A 16860-nucleotide genomic window follows, 5' to 3' on the forward strand; every position below is an offset into this window, starting at 1 on the left:
CTCAACTATTGCTGTGTCAGCGCTTGGCCTGCAGGCCCGGCACCGTGTGCGGGTCGGTGTCCACGTGCGGGACCAGCGACCGCGGGTTGGCCTTCTTGGCCAGCGACGGCGCGCCCGAGTAGTAGTCGAACGCGGCGCTGAACGACTCGCCGAACGGGTCGATGAGCGCGTCCGGCAGCGCCAGGTAGCCGCCGAGCATGACGCCGAGCCAGATGCTCGCCGAGTTGTCCGACAGGTACTCCGCGACCGACCCGTTGAGCTGGCCGGGGGCGGTGAGCAGCAGCGGACCGTTCGCCGCGCCGATCATCGCACCACCGGTGAGGGCGTCCTGCCAGCCGCGGTTGGTGGAGATCGCCACGTAGGCCGGGGCACTGAAGAAGAACTGCGCCAGCTGCAGCGCGGTGCTGATCTCGTCCTGGCCGACCAGCCGGTACGCGTCGTCGATGCCGAAGCCGCCCCAGTTGCTCAGCTGGCCACGGCTCAGCGCCTTGGCGAGCGCGGCGTCGCCCGGGCCGCCCGCGGTGACGACCGCGACCTGGTCGGGGTCGAGGCTGTTGAGGTACGTCGCCGACGAGGCCGGCATGGTGGCGCCCTCGGTGAGGACGATGACCGTGTCGCCGATGGAGCCCGCGGCCGCACCGGCGGCGAGGGCGTCGTAGTAGTTCGCGCCGGTGGTGACGATGGCGAGCTGCGGGTCGGCGGCGATCTCCTTGTTGATCGCGACGGCGGTCTCGTAGTGGTTCTGGCCCCAGATCCGGTGGATCGTGTACCCGAGGTTCTTCAGCTGGGTCTCGATGCCGGCCGGCAGGGCGAGGGTGCCGCCGAGGAGGTACACGTCGCCGTTGTTGCCCAGGACCCGCTTGATCTCGGCCACGACGCGCGGCTCGACCGAGTTGCCCGGGGCGGTGATCAGCAGCGGCGCGTCCTTCTTGATGGCGAGCGCCGAGCCGACGAGGGCGTCGAGGTAGGTGTCGCTGCGCGACAGCACCACGGCCCCGGCCTGACCCCGGCCCTGGTCGTCCGGCCCGGTGCCGTCGTCGACCCAGTTCCACTTGGAGGTGGCGATGGCGGTGGCGACGCCGTCGTTGCCCCAGACCCGCTCGACGCCGTTGGCGTTGATGGTCTGCCAGGCCGGCGCGGTGCCCGCGGCCTTGATCGTGGTCAGGCCGGAGCCGTCGACCTTGATCTTCTTCAGGGCGCCACCGGTGGAGAAGGCGATCTCGGTGCCGTCCGGCGAGTACACCGGGTCGCTGGACGTGCCGTCGGTGGTCAGCTGCTTCTTGGCGCTGCCGTCGGCCGCGGCCGTCCACAGGTTGCCGCCGGCGATGTAGGCGAACCGCGCGCCGTCGGGCGCGAAGTCGGGGCTGGAGCCCTCGACGAGCATGGTGCTCGGGCTCGGCGCACCCTGGCCGAACTCGTAGATCGACACCGGCTGGCCGGGCTCGGTCCGCTCGAAGAGGATCTGGTAGTTGATCGAGACGGCCGGGTCGGTGTCCTGGTAGGCGCCGGCCGGGTCCACGCTGAGCGGCGACTCGCCGTAGCCGTCGCTCTGCACGGAGAACAGCTGCCCGTTGCGGCTGAAGAGCAGCGCGAAGCCGCCCGGCAGCCACTCCGGGTCGATGTCGGCGGCGTCGTCGGTGAGCTGGACGGTCTGCCCGCCACCGCCGCGGACGGACACGAGGCCGCCGAGCGACGAGTACGCGTAGCGGCTGCCGTCGTCGGACCAGCTGCCCGTGGTGCCCGGCTTGGCGGAGCTCGAGGACATGAGGGCGGTGCCGCTGCCGTCCGGGTTGGCGCGGTAGACGGCGCCGCCGACCCGATAGGCGACCTGGCCGACCTCGCCGGCCTGGGTCGCCTCGGCCGCGGTGACGGTCGCGGCGACCGTCGCGAGGGTCACACCGCCGACGATGAGCCGGCGGACGTAAGGACGAGACAAGAAGGTTCCTCCTGGGGGGCGAACAGGCCCCGGCGAAACTCGCCGGGGCCTGTCCTGGATGAGCCGTGCTTACTTGATGGTCTTCGGCTTGACCGTGGTCAGGCCGGGCACCTCGGTGCTCTTCGCGTCGACCGTCGCCTTGGGCGTGACGGTCTGCGCGCGCAGCCCGCTCTTGGCCACCCCGGCCGAGAAGTCCACGAAGTCGTACTGACCCGCCACGCTGATCGGGTTGCCGATCTGCCCGGCGAGGTTGTCCGGAAGGGCGAGGTAGCCGCCGAGCATGATGCCGGCGGTGATGCTGCCCGAGCCCGCGTACAGGTAGTCCGCGACCGGGCCGTAGAGGCCGGTCGGCTCGCTGAGCAGCAGCGGACCGTTGGCCGCGCCGATCATCGCACCACCGGTGAGGGCGTCCTGCCAGCCACGGTTGGTGGAGATCGCCACGTTGACCGGCGCCGCGAAGAAGAACGAGGCCAGGTCGAGCGCCGTGTCCTTCTCGTTGTTGCCGACCAGCGGGTAGTAGAGCCAGTCGTCGCCCCAGTTGTACAGCTGGTTGTTGAAGTACGCGTTGCCGAGCGCGGTGTTGCCCGGGCCGCCGGCGGCGACGATGTAGGTGCCGCCCTGCTCCGGGTAGGGGTTGAGGCTGTTGAGGTAGTTCGCCGACGCGGCCGGCATGTTGCCACCGTCGGAGAGGACGACGACCGTGTCACCGGTGGCGCCCGCGGCCGCACCGGCGGCGAGGGCGTCGTAGTAGTTCGCGCCGGTGGTGACGATCGCGAACAGCGGGTCGGGCGTGATCTCCCGGTTGATGGCGATCGCGGTGTCGTAGTGCGTGTTGCCCCAGATCCGGTGGACCGAGTAGCCGAGGCCCGTGAGCTGGCTCTCGATGCCCGCCGGCAGGGCGAGCGAGCCGCCGAGCAGGTAGACGTCGCCCGACGTGCCGAGGATCCGGTTGATCTCGGCGAGGACGCGCGGCTCGACCGTGTTGCCACGGGCGGTGATCAGCAGCGGGCCCTGCTTGTTGATGGCGAGCGCCGACCCGACGAGGGCGTCGAGGTAGGTGTCGCTGCGGGACAGCACGACCGCGTCGGCGGGGATGCGTCCGGTGTCGGTGCTGGTGTCGCCGTTGTCGAGCCAGTTCCACTGCGACGTCTGGATCGCCGTGTCGGTGCCGTCGGCACCCCAGACGCGCTGGACGACGTTGCGCCGCACCCCCTGGGAACTGGGGGCGCTGCTGCTGGCCTTGACCGTCGAGGCCTGCTTGGTAGAGACGACGACCTTCTTGACCGCGCCGCCGGTGGAGTAGACGACGGTGGCGCCGTCGGCGGAGAACGCCGGGTCGGTGGCGCCGCCCTCGGTGGTCAGCTGGGTCTTGTTGCCGCCGTTGTTGTCGGCGGTCCAGAGGTTGCCGCCCGACACGTAGACGAACGTGGCGCCGCCCGGTGCGAAGTCCGGGCTGGTGCCGTCGAGCAGCTTGGTCGAGCTGGCGGGGCTTTGCGGGTTGTACTTGTAGACCCCGCCGGACCGCTCGAAGATGACCTCGTTGGTGTCGGACACGGACGGGTTGACGTCGTAGTAGCTGCCGCCCGGGTTCTCGGCCAGCGGCGTGACCCAGAAGGTCGCGTCACTGGACGCGAAGAACAGCTGCCCGTTCCGGCTGAAGTACACCCGCTGGCCGTAGGCGCTCCACGACGGGTCGATCGCGGTGCCCGAGGCCGGGTTGGTGATCTGGAGGTTGCGGCTGCCGTCGTAGCGGACCGTGTGGATGCTGCCGTCGGTCGAGGCGTACGCGTAACGACTGCCGTCCGGCGACCAGGCGCCGTTGCCGACGACCCCGGATGCGAGCACGCTCGCGCCGGTGCCGTCCTGGTTGGCCACATAGGCCGTGGAGCCGACGTTGTAGGTGAGCTTGCCGACCTCACCGGTGTGCGCTGCGTTGGCCGCCGTGGCGGTCGCGGCGACCGTCGCGAGGGTTACGCCGCCGACTGCGATTCGGCGTACGTAAGCACGAGACAAATTGATCCTCCCCGTAAAAGGATTTGAACGGACCACCGCGATGGCCGTGCCGCTCTCGCTGCCCGCGAGGCGCCGGGACGGGGTCCGACCGGGAGTTTAATCATGAATTTAGTTTTGTGTTGCCCCTGTTTCCGACCTCCGGCTGAACGTCCGATGATCAAAATGGGCTATCGCGGACGAGTCGGTCACCGGCCCGGCTGAACGTCCGATGAACGCGCGGCGACATCGCAATAAGGCGGCCTCCGATCGTCCACGGTGGACGTCCTCCGGTTGGCACTGGCGCATGCGCGGAAGGCGGCCTATTCTGGGATGCAGTAGACCGGCGCCTTCCCCCGTGGGTGCCGGTCTCACTATTTCTCCGGACGGGCACCGACCAGCGCCGCGACGACCGCGAGCAGCACGGTCCCCCCGATCACGGCACCCAGCGTGGCCCACGGAACACGCACCGCCACCGGCCCGGCGACCGCGAGCAGCGTCGTCCACAGGCCCGCGACCGCGACCACCGCGGCCGCCACGCCGAGCGCCACCCCGAGCGCCACCGTGACCAGCGCCTCGACGGCCGTCCAGGCCAGCACCTGGCGGCGGCTCGCGCCGAGCAGGCCCAGGCTGCGCCGCTCCCCCGCCCGGTCCGGGGCCGCCATCAGCAGGGTGTTGACCATCGCCAGGGTGGTGTAGGCGAGCACGATGCCGAGCACGACCAGCAGGCCGAGCCGGCTCGCCGAACCCTGCCCGGTGCGCTGCGCCGCCAGCCACGCCGCGCGGGTGACGGCCTTCGCCCGGTGGCCGTCGACCGCGGCCTTCAGCGCCGCGCTTGCGGCCGACGGGTCGGTGCCGGGCAGCAGCCGTACCTGAGCGACCGACGGCAACTCGGTGAACGCCTTCGACGCGGAGACATAGGCGTCGGCCTCGCCGCCGGTCGGCAGCACCTCGAGGACCCGCAGGCGCGCCTCGCTGCCGTCGGCGAGCCACACCCTGGCGGTGTCGCCGACCCGGAGGTCCCAGTCGGCGGCGACCTTGATCCCGTCGTCGGGCATATCGTCGACCGCCGTCGCCGGGCGCCGGACCAGCGCGGTGTCGCCTTCCAGGGTGTACACGCTGGTCTCGATGCTGACGCGCACGTCGACGCCCTGGACGCCGTGCAGGCGGGCGACGAGCTCGCGGTCCAGGCCGGCGGTGCCGTCGGGCACGACGAGGAAGTCGGCGCGGGTCGAGTCGGCGCGCAGGACGTTCTTCGCCTCGTCGGTCAGGTCCGACGCGATCAGCAGCGACGCCGCCAACCCGACGGTGACCAGCACGGGCGCGGCGACGGCGGCGGTGCGCCGGGCCGAGGCGGTCACGTTGCGCACCGCCAGCAGCCACCCCACCCCGGACAGTGCGGCACCGGAACGGCGACCGGACGGCGCGTCGTCGGAGCGGCGGGCGAGCACGGCGACGAGCGCCGGGGCGAGCAGTCCGGTGGCGGCGACCAGCAGCATCACGACCGGCATGTAGCTCTTGCGGTTGGTCGCCCCCGCCGGGTCGCCGAACGCGGTGACCGCCATCGAGATCACCGCGGTCGCGAGCGTCAGCCCGCCCACGACCCACCTGGCCGGCGGCATGGTCCGCGACTCGACGACCGTCTCGCGCAGCGCCTCGCCGGGGCGGACCCGACCGGCCCGCCACGCCGCCGTGACCGCGCCGAGCAGCGCCACGGTCACGCCGGTGCCGAACGCGGTCCAGGCCGGCCAGCGCGCGGTGCTGACCGTGCTCACCCAGTCCGGTGCCATGCCCCGGTCGCGCAGCAGGTCCAGCAGGCCGGGTGCCAGGGACGGGCCGGCCAGCGCGCCGATCGCCGCGGCGACCAGGGCGACGAGGAGGGCTTCGCTGTACACCAGCCGCCGGACCTGGCCGGGGAGCGCACCGCCGGCCCGCAGCAGCGCGAACTCCTGCCGCCGCTGCCCGACGGCGAACGCGAACGTGGAGGCGACCACGAAGATCGCGACGAACGCGGCGAACCCGAGGGCGATGCCGACGATCGTGTTGGCGTTGTTGCGGGCCCGGCCGTCGGCGGTGCGGCCCGGGTCGAGGCGGCCGCGGTCGTCGCCGGTGAGCACCCTGGCCCGGTCGCCGACCAGGTCCCGGACCCGCTCGGCGCCGCCGCCGGGCAGCAGCGCGTCGACCTGCGGCCGGAGCCTGGCGGCGGTGGCGTCGGCGAAGAACAGGCCCTCGCCGACCTGGCCCGTCACGGTGTACGAGCGGACGCCGTCCCCGACGACGACCCGGATCCGGGTGCCGATCGGATGGCCCGCCACGGCGATCTCGTCGTCGGCGGGTGCCCGGCCGGCCAGCAGCGCGGGCGCGACGGCCCACGGCCGCCCGGCGCCGGATCCGCGCGGCCCGTCGGCGAGCTGCGCCGGGACGATCCGGTCCACCCGCGCGCCGGGCAGCGCGGCGACCAGCTCGGTGACCAGCTCGGTGGGCAGGCCGGACGACACCTCCAGAGGTTCGCTGTCCCCGCCCCGCCACGTCGGGACGGTCAGCGTGTCGAACGGCGCGACCACCACCGGGAACGCCGCGTACCGCTGCGGCGGTCGGTCCGGCGCGGTGGCCGTGGTGGCGAGGACCTGCCCCATGGCCGCGATGAGCGCGCTGCCGAGGACCAGCGCGAGGAACGTGCCGACGAACGACCGCCACCGCAGCCGCAGACCCGCGATCGCAATGAGGATCATGCCGCCGTACCCGCCATCCGGGCGACCACCGCTGCGGCGGTCGGGGCCTCCAGCGCGCCGGTGCACCGGCCGTCGACCAGGAAGAGCACCCGGTCGGCGTGGGCGGCGGCGACCGGGTCGTGGGTGACCATGACGATCGTCTGGCCGTGCTCGTCGACGAGCGTGCGCAGCAGCCGCAGCACCTCGCCACTGGTGGCGGTGTCCAGGGCGCCGGTCGGCTCGTCGGCGAAGAGCACCGCCGGCTCGCTGACCAGGGCCCGGGCGATCGCGACCCGCTGCTGCTGCCCGCCGGACAGCTGGTGCGGGCGGTGCCCGGCGCGGTCGGTGAGGCCGACCGCGGCGAGCGCCCGGTCGACGGTGCCGCGGCCCGGCCGGCGGCCGGCGATGCGCAGCGGGAGGCCGACGTTCTGCCGGGCGGTGAGCGCGGGCAGCAGGTTGAACGCCTGGAACACGAACCCGATCCGCTCGCGGCGCAGCAGCGTGAGGCGGCGCTCGCTGAGCCCGGTGATGTCCTGCCCGGCGACCGTGACCCGGCCGGCGTCGGGGCGGTCGAGGCCGGCCGCGCACTGCAGCAGCGTCGACTTGCCGGAGCCCGACGGCCCCATCACCGCCGTGAACGTCCCTCGTGCGAACGCGACCGTGACCGCGTCCAGCGCGGTGACTCCTGAGAACCGCCTGGTGACGGCATCGAGCTCGACCATGCCGACGACCGTATGAGCGGGCGGGCGGGGCGCGGTACCGGACAGGTGACCAGTACCCTCTAATGATCATGTTGTGGGGCCGGGAAGCCGATCGGGCCGCCGCGGGTGCGCTGCTCGACCGGGCCCGCGCCGGGCGCAGCGCGGTGCTCGTCGTGCGCGGCGACCCGGGTATCGGCAAGAGTGCCCTGCTCGACGACACGGCCGCCGCGGCGACCGGGATGACGGCCCTGCGCTGTGCCGGGGTGGAGACCGAGGCGGAGGTCCCGTTCGCGTCGCTGCACCAGTTGCTGGCGCCGGTCCTGGACCGGATCGAGCGGCTGCCGGACGGGCAGGCGGCCGCGCTGCGCGGCGCCCTCGGGCTCGGACCTCCGTCGGCCGGCGGGGACCAGCTGCTCGTCGGGGTCGCGGTGCTGACGCTGCTGGCCGAGCTCGCCGAGGACCGGCCGGTGCTGTGCCTCGTCGACGACGCGCACTGGCTGGACCGGTCCTCCGCGCAGGCGCTGCGCTTCGTGGCCCGGAGGCTGCACGCGGAGTCGGTGGTGATGCTCTTCGGGGCGCGGGACGAGTTCGCCCCGGAGGGCCTGCCGGAGCACCGCCTCGCCGGCCTGGACGAGGAGACCGCCGACGCGCTGCTGCGGCACGTCCGGCCGGACCTGCCGCAGCGGATCCGGGTGCGGCTGGTGCGCGACAGCGCCGGCAACCCGCTGGCGCTGCGGGAGCTGCCCCGGGGTGCGCCGCCGTTCGTGCCGGCCACGCTGCCGCGCCGGATCCAGGACGCGTTCGCGGCGAGGATCGACGAGCTGCCACCCGACGGCCGGGCGATGCTGCTGATCGCCGCCGCCGCTTCCGCCGGCGAGGGTCTGGGCAACGTGCTGCGCGCCGCCGAGCTGCTCGGCGTGGCACCCGAGGGGCTCGGCGCGGCCGAGGAGGCGGGCCTGGTCACCGTCGCCGCGGAACGGATCTCGTTCACCCATCCGCTGCTGCGGGCCGCGGCGTACCAGCAGACCACGTTCGACCGGCGGCTGGCCGTACACCGGACACTGGCGCGACTGCTGCCGGCCGACGACGACCGCCGGGCCTGGCACCTGGCCGCCGCCGCGACCGGCCCCGACGACGAGGCGGCCGACGCGCTCGAACGCGCCGCCGAGCGGGCCCGCGGCCGCAAGGGCTACCCGGCCTCGGCGGCGGCGCTGCAGCGCGCCGCCCAGCTGACCGCGTCCCCGAGGCAGCGGACCCGCCGGCTGGTCGCGGCGGCGGTCGCGGCCAACGACGCCGGCCAGCCCGACCTGGCCCGGCGGTTCCTGGCGTCCTGTGAGCAGGTCGACGGTGACCCGGTGCTCACCGCGCAGGTGTGCGAGCTGCGCGCCCGGCTCGCGTTCGACGAGGGGTCGGCGGCGTCCGCGCACGACCTGCTGGTCGCCGGGGCGGCGGCCCTCGCGCCGGTGGACCGCAAGGCCGCCGGGCTGCTGCTCGTCGACGCCGCCCGCAACGCCTGGCAGCTCAGCGACCCGCCGCGGGTGCGGGAGGCGGCAGAGCGGCTGCACGAGCTCGGCCTGCGCCCCGCCGACGGCCTCGATCCCGCCGTCGACGCGGTGACCGCGGCGGCGAGGCTGCTCATCGACGGTCCCGCGGCGGGTGTACCGGCGATGCGCGCCCTCACCCGCACGAGGACCGGCCCGCCGAATCTGCGGCTCAACGCGGCGTTCGTCGCGGGACTCGTCGGCGACTTCGAGGCCGGCCGGGCGATCTCGCAGGGCGTCGCGGACGAGTCGCGCGCGGAGGGCTCGATCGGCTGGCTGCCGCTCGCGCACGTGACCCTGGCGGCGGCGGAGGTCTACCTGGGCCGGTTCCGCGACGCGGTGGCCACCGCGACGGAAGGGCTGCAGCTGGCCACGGACACCGGGCAACCGAACCGGGCCGGATACCTGGAAGGGATCCTCGCCTGGATCCTCGCCGTCCGGGGCGACGCGGACGGGTGCGCGGATCTCGCCGGGCGCTGTCACGACCGGTACGCGCGGAACCACATCGCCAACGGGCTGGCCTGGTCGGAGTGGGCGCTCGCCCTGCTGGACCTCGGTCTGGGCCGGCCGGCGGAGGCGTCCGACCGGCTCGACGCGGCTCTCGCCGGGCCGGTCCGCCACCAGATCCAGGCCGTCTACAGCGCCCCGGACCAGGTGGAGGCCGCGGTGCGGATCGGCGCGCCGGACCGGGCCGAGGCGGCCCGCGAGCGATTCGCCGAGTGGGCCGGCGCGGCGCGCCTCGACTGGGCCGACGCGGTCGCGCACCGCTGCCACGCCCTGCTGGAGCCGTCCTGGCCGGCCGCGAACCGGCACTTCGAGGCGGCGGTCGCCGCGCACGCGTCCAGCGGCCGGCCGTGGGAGGCGGCCCGCACCCACCTCGCCTTCGGCGAACGGCTCCGCCGCGAGCGCCGCAAGAACGAGGCGCGGACGCAGCTGCGCGCCGCGGCGGAGATCTTCGACCGGCTGGAGGCCCGCCCGTGGGCCGACCGGGCCCGCGCCGAGCTCCGCGCCGCGGGCGCCGCCGCCGCGGACGCGGCGCCGAGCGCGGTGTCGGGGCTGTCCCCGCAGGAGCTGCAGATCGTCCGGCTGGCCGCGGCGGGGCGGACCAACCGCGAGATCGGCGCCCATCTGTTCATCAGCCCGAAGACCGTGAGCTACCACCTGTACCGCGCGTTCCCGAAGCTCAACGTCTCCGGCCGCACCCAGCTGGCCCGTCTCGACCTGGCCAGCTGAGGACGCACGCGAAAGGCCGGGCCCTGGCGGGGACCCGGCCCTTCAGGCGTGGCCTGCGCGTCAGACGCGGTGCCACTTCTGGTTGGCGCCGCCGGTGCATTCCCACAGGTGCAGGACGGCGTCGTTGTTCGGGTTCCAGCCGGCGATGTCCACGCACTTGTTGGCCTGGGGGTTGACCAGGTCGCCGACGGCGGACAGGACGAACTGCTGGGCGGCGTTGCCGCTGCAGGTGGCGATCTGGATCGCCGCGCCGTTGGCGGTGGAGCCCCAGGCGACGTCCATGCACTTGTTGTTCTCGGTGCGCAGGGTGCCGTTGACCCAGTTCCAGCGCTGGTTGGTGCCGCCCGTGCAGTTCCACACGATCAGGCGCTGGCCGTCGTTGAAGTTCCAGTTCGGCACGTCGATGCACTTGCCGTGCCAGTTGGAGGCGATCCCGCTGACGTTGCCGGCCGGCGGCTGGGTGGTCGGCGGCTTCGTGGTGGGCGGGGTGGTGCCGCCGACGAACGGGCTGAGCGTGATGCCGGCCGAGCGCGGGTCGCCGGAGTGCACCAGGGACTCCTGGTTCTGCACGTCGTCGAACGCGAACCCGTACGCCTTCCCGTCGGCCATGTTCGCGTGGATGATCCGCGAGTAGTGGTTGGTCAGCGAGCTCTTGTAGAAGTCCGCCGCTCCGCCGCCGGGCTGGGTGTCGATGGTGCCGAGCGTGCCGCGGTGCAGCGCCGCGCAGAGCGTGCGGGCGATCGGCCCGACGACCTGGTCGTTGGGGGCGCCGAGCGCGCCGTCGCAGCCCCAGACGTTGCTGGTGCTGGGCTTGTTGAACGACGCGACCTGCTGGCCGGAGCCGTTGGTGAAGTTCATGACGTTGCCGCTGGTCCGGCCGAAGTACTTGATGCCCGGCTGGTCCGTGAACGGCACGACCGTCAGCGTCTTGGACGTGTACGCGTTCCAGGCGTTGGTGATGTACGGGTCGAGGTACGTCGCACTGAAGAGCCCGGCATCGGCGGCTTTGCCGGGAGCGAGAACGCGAAGGACCGTGCCGTCGCCGCGGGTGACCACGGTGTTGCCCCAGCCCGACTGGGCCTTGACCTGGTTGATGACGTTCTGCCGGCCGTTGGCGACGGGCGCGCCGGTGCGGGTCGTGACGCCGTTGCTGCCGGTCACGGTGACCTCGTGCGGCACGGCGAACATGTCGACCTGCGAGCTGTTGAGCCACAGTCCGGCGTCGTTGTAGGTGAACTCGCTCCAGTCGAACAGGATGTCGTGGTTGGGGTCGCTGGCGGACCACGGCGCCGGCTGGACGAGCCCGTCGGGGGTGAGGAAGAACTTCAGCTTCTGGCCCAGCGACATGTAGACCCGGCCGGACATGTTCTTCGGCAGCTGGATGGTGGTGCTGCCGCCGTTGCCGGGGCCGCCGATCGCGACGTCGGGCGCCGGCGAGGGCGGGTTCTGGCCCGCGGGCCAGTTGGTGAAGGTACCGCCGGCGTTGGCGTAGCCGAGGCGGCCGGTGCTCAGGTTGACACCCAGCACGTAGAGGTAGACCGCGTCGCCGCGGCCGGTGGTGTTCGTGACCGTGAAGGGCAGCAGGCCGGGTCCGACCGCCGACGCGTTGGGCATCGCGGCGATGCCGACGGGCACCGCCGCGGCCAGTGCGGCGGCCGCACCGAGCAGTTTTGTCCTGAGACGCACCGAGAGACTCCTTCGTGAGAGCGCTCTCAGCAGCATTCGTACCAGCAGTAAACGATGTCAATCGCTGAATACAAACTTAAGAATGCGTTGAGCGGGGCCCAACGTACGCGGGCCCCGCTCAACGGCGTGTTGACTTAGCGCAGCAGGGACAGCACGTTCTGCGGCGCCTGGTTCGCCTGCGCCAGCATGCTGGTGCCGGCCTGGGTCAGGATCTGCGACTTGGTGAAGGAGACCATCTCCTGCGCCATGTCCGTGTCGCGGATCCGGGACTCCGAGGCGGACAGGTTCTCCACCGCGGTGTTGAGGTTGTTGATGGTGTGCTCGAAGCGGTTCTGGTACGCACCGAGCGTCGCCCGAGCGGTCGAGATGCCCTTGATCGCGGTGTCGATCGCGGTGATCGCGGCGGAGCCGCCGGCCACCAGGTCGAGGCCCGAGGTGCCGAGACCGGTCGAGTCGAAGCCGGTCACCGCGACGCTGCCGAAGGCGGCCGTGCCGAGGTTCACGGCGATCTGGTCCGCCGTCGCGTTGTTCGCGCCGACCTGGAAGGTGCCGGTGTAAGCGCCCGCCGGGTCGAGCAGCTTCTGCCCGCCGAAGGACGTGGTGGTGGCGATCCGGTCCAGCTCGGCGTTGAGCTGGGTGAACTCGGTCTGTGCCGCCGTGCGGGCGTCGGTGTCCTGCGAACCGGTGGACGACGCCTGCACGGACAGGTCACGCATGCGCTGGAGGATCGAGTGGGTCTCGGTGAGCGCGCCTTCAGCGGTCTGCACGACCGAGATGCCGTCCTGCGCGTTGCGCACCGCGACCTTCAGACCGCCGACCTGCGAACGCAGGCCCTCACTGATGGACAGGCCGGCGGCGTCGTCGGCGGCCCGGTTGATCCGGAAGCCCGAGGAGAGCTTCTCCAGCGACTTGCTCATCTGGCTGTCCGTCACCGACAGGTTCCGGTAGGCGTTCTGAGCGGCGATGTTGTTGTTGATACGAAGACCCATGGTGATTCCTCCTTGATGCGGGTCGTACTTCGCGGGCCGTCCGTGGCCCGCACGGGGATTTCATCGGCGCCACCGCGCCGGCCATGAGCTTTCGCGGGCACCTTTTTCCGCCGAGGTGGCAAGGTCATGCGCATGGGCATGTTCGGGTACGTCGACGGGGTCTCCTTCTGGGAGCCGGGCAGGAGCACCGCGCGGATGTTCGCGGCGCAGGTGCGCGTCATGGAGGACCGGATCCAGCGCTCCAGCGGCATCCTCGGACCCGAGAGCGACGAGCTGCACTTCGATCCGCTGAAGCTGCGGGAGTTCTTCGTGTTCCTGCTCAACGACTGGAACCGGCAGCATTCGCCGGCCGTACGCGCCATGTCGCTCGGCACGATGCAGGTGCTCGCCGCGCTGGACCAGCACCTCAACGGGCCGCTGCGGGAGCTCGGCGGCAACCCCGAGATCCGCGACGGGATGCACGACGCGCTGCCGCCCGCCGGGCTGAAGCCGGTCACGTGGGGACCGCCGACCGCCCGGGACCTGCCGCCGTCGGTGCGCTTCGAGCTCGCGGCGATCGTGTTGGATCTTGTACGAGGCTGGTACCAGACGATCGACGCGCGGACCGACGGCCAGGGCTGGCAGGGTGACCGGCTGAGGGAGCTGGTCGACGGCTACCCGGTGCCCCTCCTGCTGCCCCCGCACCGGATCCCACCCGACCTGATGAGCACCGACGAGGGATATCGCCGGGTCAGCGTGATGTCGCTGTGGGACACCGTCTACGGCGTGTCCCGGCTACGGCTCGAGGTGGTGCACGACGGACTCGGACACCGGATCACCTGGCTCGGATTCGGCGATCCGCCGAGCGTGTCACGTGATGTCTGACCGCTGGGAGACCACGCGCTGACCGTTCCTCGAACGCGGTCCGGTCCGTCATGATGGTTTGCATGGTTGGCAGGTCTGACATGTCCCGCGTGGAGGCCCCGCTGGACCGGGCCGCGGTCGAGGCCGCGCTGCTGCCGTTCGGGTCGTCGCGGATGCTGCCCGCCGCCGCGTACACGGACCCGGCGGTCCTGGCGTGGGAGCGCCGGCACCTGTTCGCGGCCTCGTGGACGTGCGTGGGGCGGGCCTCCGAGCTGGGCGCGGACTGCACGCAGCGGGCGGTCACCGTCGGCGACGTCGGGGTACTGCTGACCTTCAGCGGCGACTCCGTCCGCGCTTTCGCGAACGTGTGCCGGCACCGGGCGCACGAGCTGCTGCCAGACGGCGCTTCGAACGGGCGGCCGTCGGCCGTGTGCCCCTATCACGGCTGGGCGTTCCGCCTCGACGGCGCGCTGGCCACGGCGCCCGGGATGGGACCGCTCGATCCCGCCGAGTTCGGCCTCATCGAGCTGCCCGCCGCGGTCTGGGAGGGATGGCTGTTCGTCAACGCGGGCGCCCCCGCCCAGCCCTTCTCCGCGTTCGTCGGCGACCTGGACGGGCTGCTCCAGCCGTACCGGATGGGCGGCCTCCAACTGGGTGCGCGCCACGAATACCGGGTGGCCGCCAACTGGAAGGTCATGATCGACAACTACTACGAGTGCTACCACTGCCCGCTGATCCACCCCGAGCTGTGCAAGGTCTCGCCGCCGACGTCCGGCGACAACTGGTCCCTGCCCGGGGCGTGGGTCGGCGGCTCGATGGACCTGCGGCCGCACGCGACGACCATGTCGTTCGACGGCAGCGGACCCGGACACTTCATCCCCGACGCACCGCGCCGCACGGTGCTGTACGTGGGGCTGTTCCCCAACCTGCTGGTGTCAGCGCATCCGGACTATGTGATGACGCACCGGCTGACGCCGCTGGAGCCCGGCCTGACGTCGATCGAGTGCAGCTGGTTCTTCCCCGAGGGCTTCTCGGAGACGGCCTACGCGGTCGACTTCTGGGACCTGACGAACCGGCAGGACTGGGCAGCGTGCGAGTCCGTGCAGCGCGGCCTGTCCTCACCCCATTTCGTCCCCGGCCCCCTGGCGCCGAACGAGGACGCGGTGTATCAGTGGACGACCCTCGTCGCCTCGGCCTATCTCGGCACTATGCCAGCTGCTTGACCAGCGTCTCGAACGCCAGGTCATCGCGCAGCGGCTGGCCGAAGCGCTCGTCGCCATAGGGGAACGGCGACAGCTCGCCGGTGCGCTTGAAGCCACGCCGCTCATACCAGGCGATGAGGTCCTCCCGCTGGACGATCACGGTCATCCGCACCTCGCCGGCGCCCCACTCGTCTCTCGCCTTGCGCTCGGCCTCTTCGAGGACCTTGCGGCCGATGCTGTTGCCCTGCAGCTTCGGGTCGACGGCGAACATGCCGAAGTAGGCATACCCGTCGCGGCGCTCCAGCTGGCAGCACCCGACGATGCCGCCGTCCCGCTCCGCCACGATCGTCGTCCCGATCGCCGCCGTGACCATCTCCGGGTCGGCACGCTGGCCCTCCAGCAGGTCCGCCTCGGTCGTCCACCCTTCCCGGCTGCTGTCCCCGCGATAGGCGGCCTGCACCAGACTGACCAGGGCCGGCACGTCATCGGGGCCAGCGTCTCGGAACGTCACCATGCCCCGCATTATGACCCCTCCCCGTTTAGGAACGCTCGTTCTTGACTGTTCGTTCCTTTACTCGTACCGTTGAGGCATGGGACGACCGAGGGGCTTCGACGAGCAGGCGGTGACCCGGGCGGCCGTGACACTGTTCTCCCGGCGCGCCTACGACGGCCTGTCCGTGGACGACCTGGTCAACGGCCTCGGCGTGCACCGCAACAGCCTGTACAAGACGTTCGGCAGCAAACGCGGCCTGTATCTGACCGCGCTGCGCTGGTATCTCGAGCACGACCTCACTCCGCTGCTGGCCTCCGACGCCTCCGCCTCCGCTTCGGCTTTTCCCGACCCGGCGGCACTCGACCTGCTGCTGCTGGCCGCCGTCGAACAGGCCCCCTCCGACCCGGAGGTGGCCCTGCTGGTCGGCGACGCGCTCACCCGGCTGGACGAGGTCTTCGGCCCGGACCGCGCCACCGCACTGCTGGGCCAGCGCCTGCGGGCCCGCATCAACCCCAAGGAGTAGCGACCATGGCAACCGTCACCATCGACCGCGACACCCTCGTCGTGGAAATCGAAGGCATGGACAAGCTCTGGGCCCTCAAGAGCCGCCTGACCATCCCTCTGACCAAGGTCCGCGGCGCCACCGCCGACCCCGGCATGATCCACCAGCCGAAGGGCATCCGCGCCCCCGGCGCCCACATCCCCAACGTCATCACCGCCGGCACCTTCCACCTCGACGGCGAAAAGGTCTTCTGGGACGTCCGCGACCCGGCGAAGGCGATCGTCGTGGAACTCGCCGACGCCCAGTACGCCCGCCTGGTCATCCAGGTCGACGACCCCCGCACCACGGTCTCCCTGATCGAACACTCCGTCCGCAGGTCGTGACTTTCGGTCATGCCGCTGGACGTGGTGGTGTGCGACCTCGATGATGGGGGTGGCGCCTACCGGGGGGAGGCGGCAGCCGTGCCACGACCTTACTTTTCTTTGTCAGCACCAGATTCAGCCATCGGCCCGGTCGATTGGAAGTCCCGCTTCGCCGAGCGGACTGCCGAATATGAGCGTCGGCGTGCGGAGCGGGTGCGGGTGCGGGTGCGGGTGCGGTCGGAGTTCGCCGCGGCCCGCGCGCATGGCCTGGCCGCCCGTCACGCCGCGAAACTGACCCGCCTGCGCAACGCTCGTCTCCTGTCGCCGCCTGCGGCCGACCCACCTCTCGCGCCGCCCGACCGGCCGATTCCTCCACCGGTCACGGCCGCCCCGACCACAGTCCGACCTGGGCGCCAGCCGACAGCCACCACGGCTCCGACCGCAGTTCGGCCGGGGCTCCAGCCGACAGCCACGGTGACCACCATCCCGGCCCGACCGACCACCGCGATTCCGGCTCAGATCACGATCACGGCCGGCCCGACTGCAGTCCGGCCTGGAGCCCAGCCGACACCGACCCCGGCCCGACCGACCACCGCGATTCCGGCTCAGATCACGATCACGGCCGGCCCGACTGCAGTCCGGCCTGGAGCCCAGCCGACACCGACCCCGGCC

At 72.2% G+C, this 16860-nt stretch carries 12 protein-coding genes; 5 read left to right on the forward strand and 7 right to left on the reverse strand.

Going from position 1 to position 16860, the window contains the following annotated elements; genetic code table 11:
• Positions 1–16: 16 nt before the first annotated feature.
• From ACZ6TV_RS10830 to ACZ6TV_RS10845, 4 genes are all read right to left on the reverse strand, one after another.
• Complete coding sequence (locus ACZ6TV_RS10830) at positions 17–1936, reverse strand: cell wall-binding repeat-containing protein (RefSeq protein ID WP_465296938.1); 1920 nt, start codon at positions 1934–1936, stop codon at positions 17–19.
• A gap of 69 nt (positions 1937–2005) precedes the next feature.
• Positions 2006–3949: a cell wall-binding repeat-containing protein gene (locus tag ACZ6TV_RS10835; protein ID WP_465296939.1), complete on the reverse strand. Its 1944-nt coding sequence runs from the start codon at positions 3947–3949 to the stop codon at positions 2006–2008.
• 350 nt (positions 3950–4299) lie between these two features.
• Positions 4300–6657, reverse strand: a complete 2358-nt coding sequence (locus ACZ6TV_RS10840) for an ABC transporter permease (protein ID WP_465296940.1) — start codon at positions 6655–6657, stop codon at positions 4300–4302.
• Positions 6654–7358, reverse strand: a complete 705-nt coding sequence (locus ACZ6TV_RS10845; protein ID WP_465296941.1) for an ABC transporter ATP-binding protein — start codon at positions 7356–7358, stop codon at positions 6654–6656. Before ACZ6TV_RS10845 ends, ACZ6TV_RS10840 begins: the two co-directional genes overlap by 4 nt.
• Before the next feature lie 68 nt (positions 7359–7426).
• Here ACZ6TV_RS10845 and ACZ6TV_RS10850 point away from each other — a divergent pair, with 68 nt between their 5' ends.
• The gene (locus tag ACZ6TV_RS10850) at positions 7427–10111 is read left to right on the forward strand and encodes a helix-turn-helix transcriptional regulator (protein WP_465296942.1); all 2685 of its coding nucleotides are present in this window, start codon (positions 7427–7429) and stop codon (positions 10109–10111) included.
• Between the two features lie 60 nt (positions 10112–10171).
• Here ACZ6TV_RS10850 and ACZ6TV_RS10855 read toward each other — a convergent pair whose 3' ends face one another.
• On the reverse strand, positions 10172–11797 hold the full coding sequence (locus ACZ6TV_RS10855) for a beta-1,3-glucanase family protein (protein WP_465296943.1): 1626 nt from the start codon (positions 11795–11797) through the stop codon (positions 10172–10174).
• 134 nt (positions 11798–11931) lie between these two features.
• Positions 11932–12786 (reverse strand): flagellin N-terminal helical domain-containing protein, encoded by an 855-nt coding sequence (locus tag ACZ6TV_RS10860; RefSeq protein ID WP_465296944.1) that lies wholly within the window; start codon positions 12784–12786, stop codon positions 11932–11934.
• A gap of 132 nt (positions 12787–12918) precedes the next feature.
• Between ACZ6TV_RS10860 and ACZ6TV_RS10865 the strand changes: the two genes are divergently transcribed.
• Together ACZ6TV_RS10865 and ACZ6TV_RS10870 are read left to right on the forward strand one after the other, a co-directional pair.
• A complete protein-coding gene (locus tag ACZ6TV_RS10865; protein WP_465296945.1) occupies positions 12919–13650 on the forward strand; it encodes a DUF6086 family protein in 732 nt (243 codons plus the stop codon).
• A 62-nt stretch (positions 13651–13712) separates the two neighbouring features.
• A complete protein-coding gene (locus ACZ6TV_RS10870) occupies positions 13713–14852 on the forward strand; it encodes an aromatic ring-hydroxylating oxygenase subunit alpha (protein WP_465296946.1) in 1140 nt (379 codons plus the stop codon).
• On the opposite strand, the gene ACZ6TV_RS10875 is transcribed toward ACZ6TV_RS10870, so the two are convergent.
• Positions 14836–15345, reverse strand: a complete 510-nt coding sequence (locus tag ACZ6TV_RS10875) for a GNAT family N-acetyltransferase (RefSeq protein ID WP_465296947.1) — start codon at positions 15343–15345, stop codon at positions 14836–14838. The genes ACZ6TV_RS10870 and ACZ6TV_RS10875 overlap by 17 nt on opposite strands.
• Positions 15346–15421: 76 nt before the next feature.
• Between ACZ6TV_RS10875 and ACZ6TV_RS10880 the strand changes: the two genes are divergently transcribed.
• Both ACZ6TV_RS10880 and ACZ6TV_RS10885 read left to right on the forward strand, forming a co-directional pair.
• Positions 15422–15847: a TetR/AcrR family transcriptional regulator gene (locus tag ACZ6TV_RS10880; protein ID WP_465296948.1), complete on the forward strand. Its 426-nt coding sequence runs from the start codon at positions 15422–15424 to the stop codon at positions 15845–15847.
• Between the two features lie 5 nt (positions 15848–15852).
• Entirely contained in the window at positions 15853–16209 is a 357-nt protein-coding gene (locus ACZ6TV_RS10885; protein ID WP_465296949.1) for a hypothetical protein, read from the forward strand.
• Positions 16210–16860 lie beyond the last annotated feature (651 nt).

The sequence above is a fragment of the Dactylosporangium sp. NPDC051087 genome, from assembly GCF_055586325.1.

Coding starts and splice junctions, on each gene's coding strand:
- ACZ6TV_RS10870 (WP_465296946.1), top strand. CDS start 13,713: ATGGTTGGCAGGTCTGACATGTCCCGCGTGGAGGCCCCGCTGGACCGG.
- ACZ6TV_RS10850 (WP_465296942.1), top strand. CDS start 7,427: ATGTTGTGGGGCCGGGAAGCCGATCGGGCCGCCGCGGGTGCGCTGCTC.
- ACZ6TV_RS10880 (WP_465296948.1), top strand. CDS start 15,422: ATGGGACGACCGAGGGGCTTCGACGAGCAGGCGGTGACCCGGGCGGCC.
- ACZ6TV_RS10845 (WP_465296941.1), bottom strand. CDS start 7,358: ATGGTCGAGCTCGATGCCGTCACCAGGCGGTTCTCAGGAGTCACCGCG.
- ACZ6TV_RS10840 (WP_465296940.1), bottom strand. CDS start 6,657: ATGATCCTCATTGCGATCGCGGGTCTGCGGCTGCGGTGGCGGTCGTTC.
- ACZ6TV_RS10860 (WP_465296944.1), bottom strand. CDS start 12,786: ATGGGTCTTCGTATCAACAACAACATCGCCGCTCAGAACGCCTACCGG.
- ACZ6TV_RS10875 (WP_465296947.1), bottom strand. CDS start 15,345: ATGGTGACGTTCCGAGACGCTGGCCCCGATGACGTGCCGGCCCTGGTC.
- ACZ6TV_RS10865 (WP_465296945.1), top strand. CDS start 12,919: ATGGGCATGTTCGGGTACGTCGACGGGGTCTCCTTCTGGGAGCCGGGC.
- ACZ6TV_RS10885 (WP_465296949.1), top strand. CDS start 15,853: ATGGCAACCGTCACCATCGACCGCGACACCCTCGTCGTGGAAATCGAA.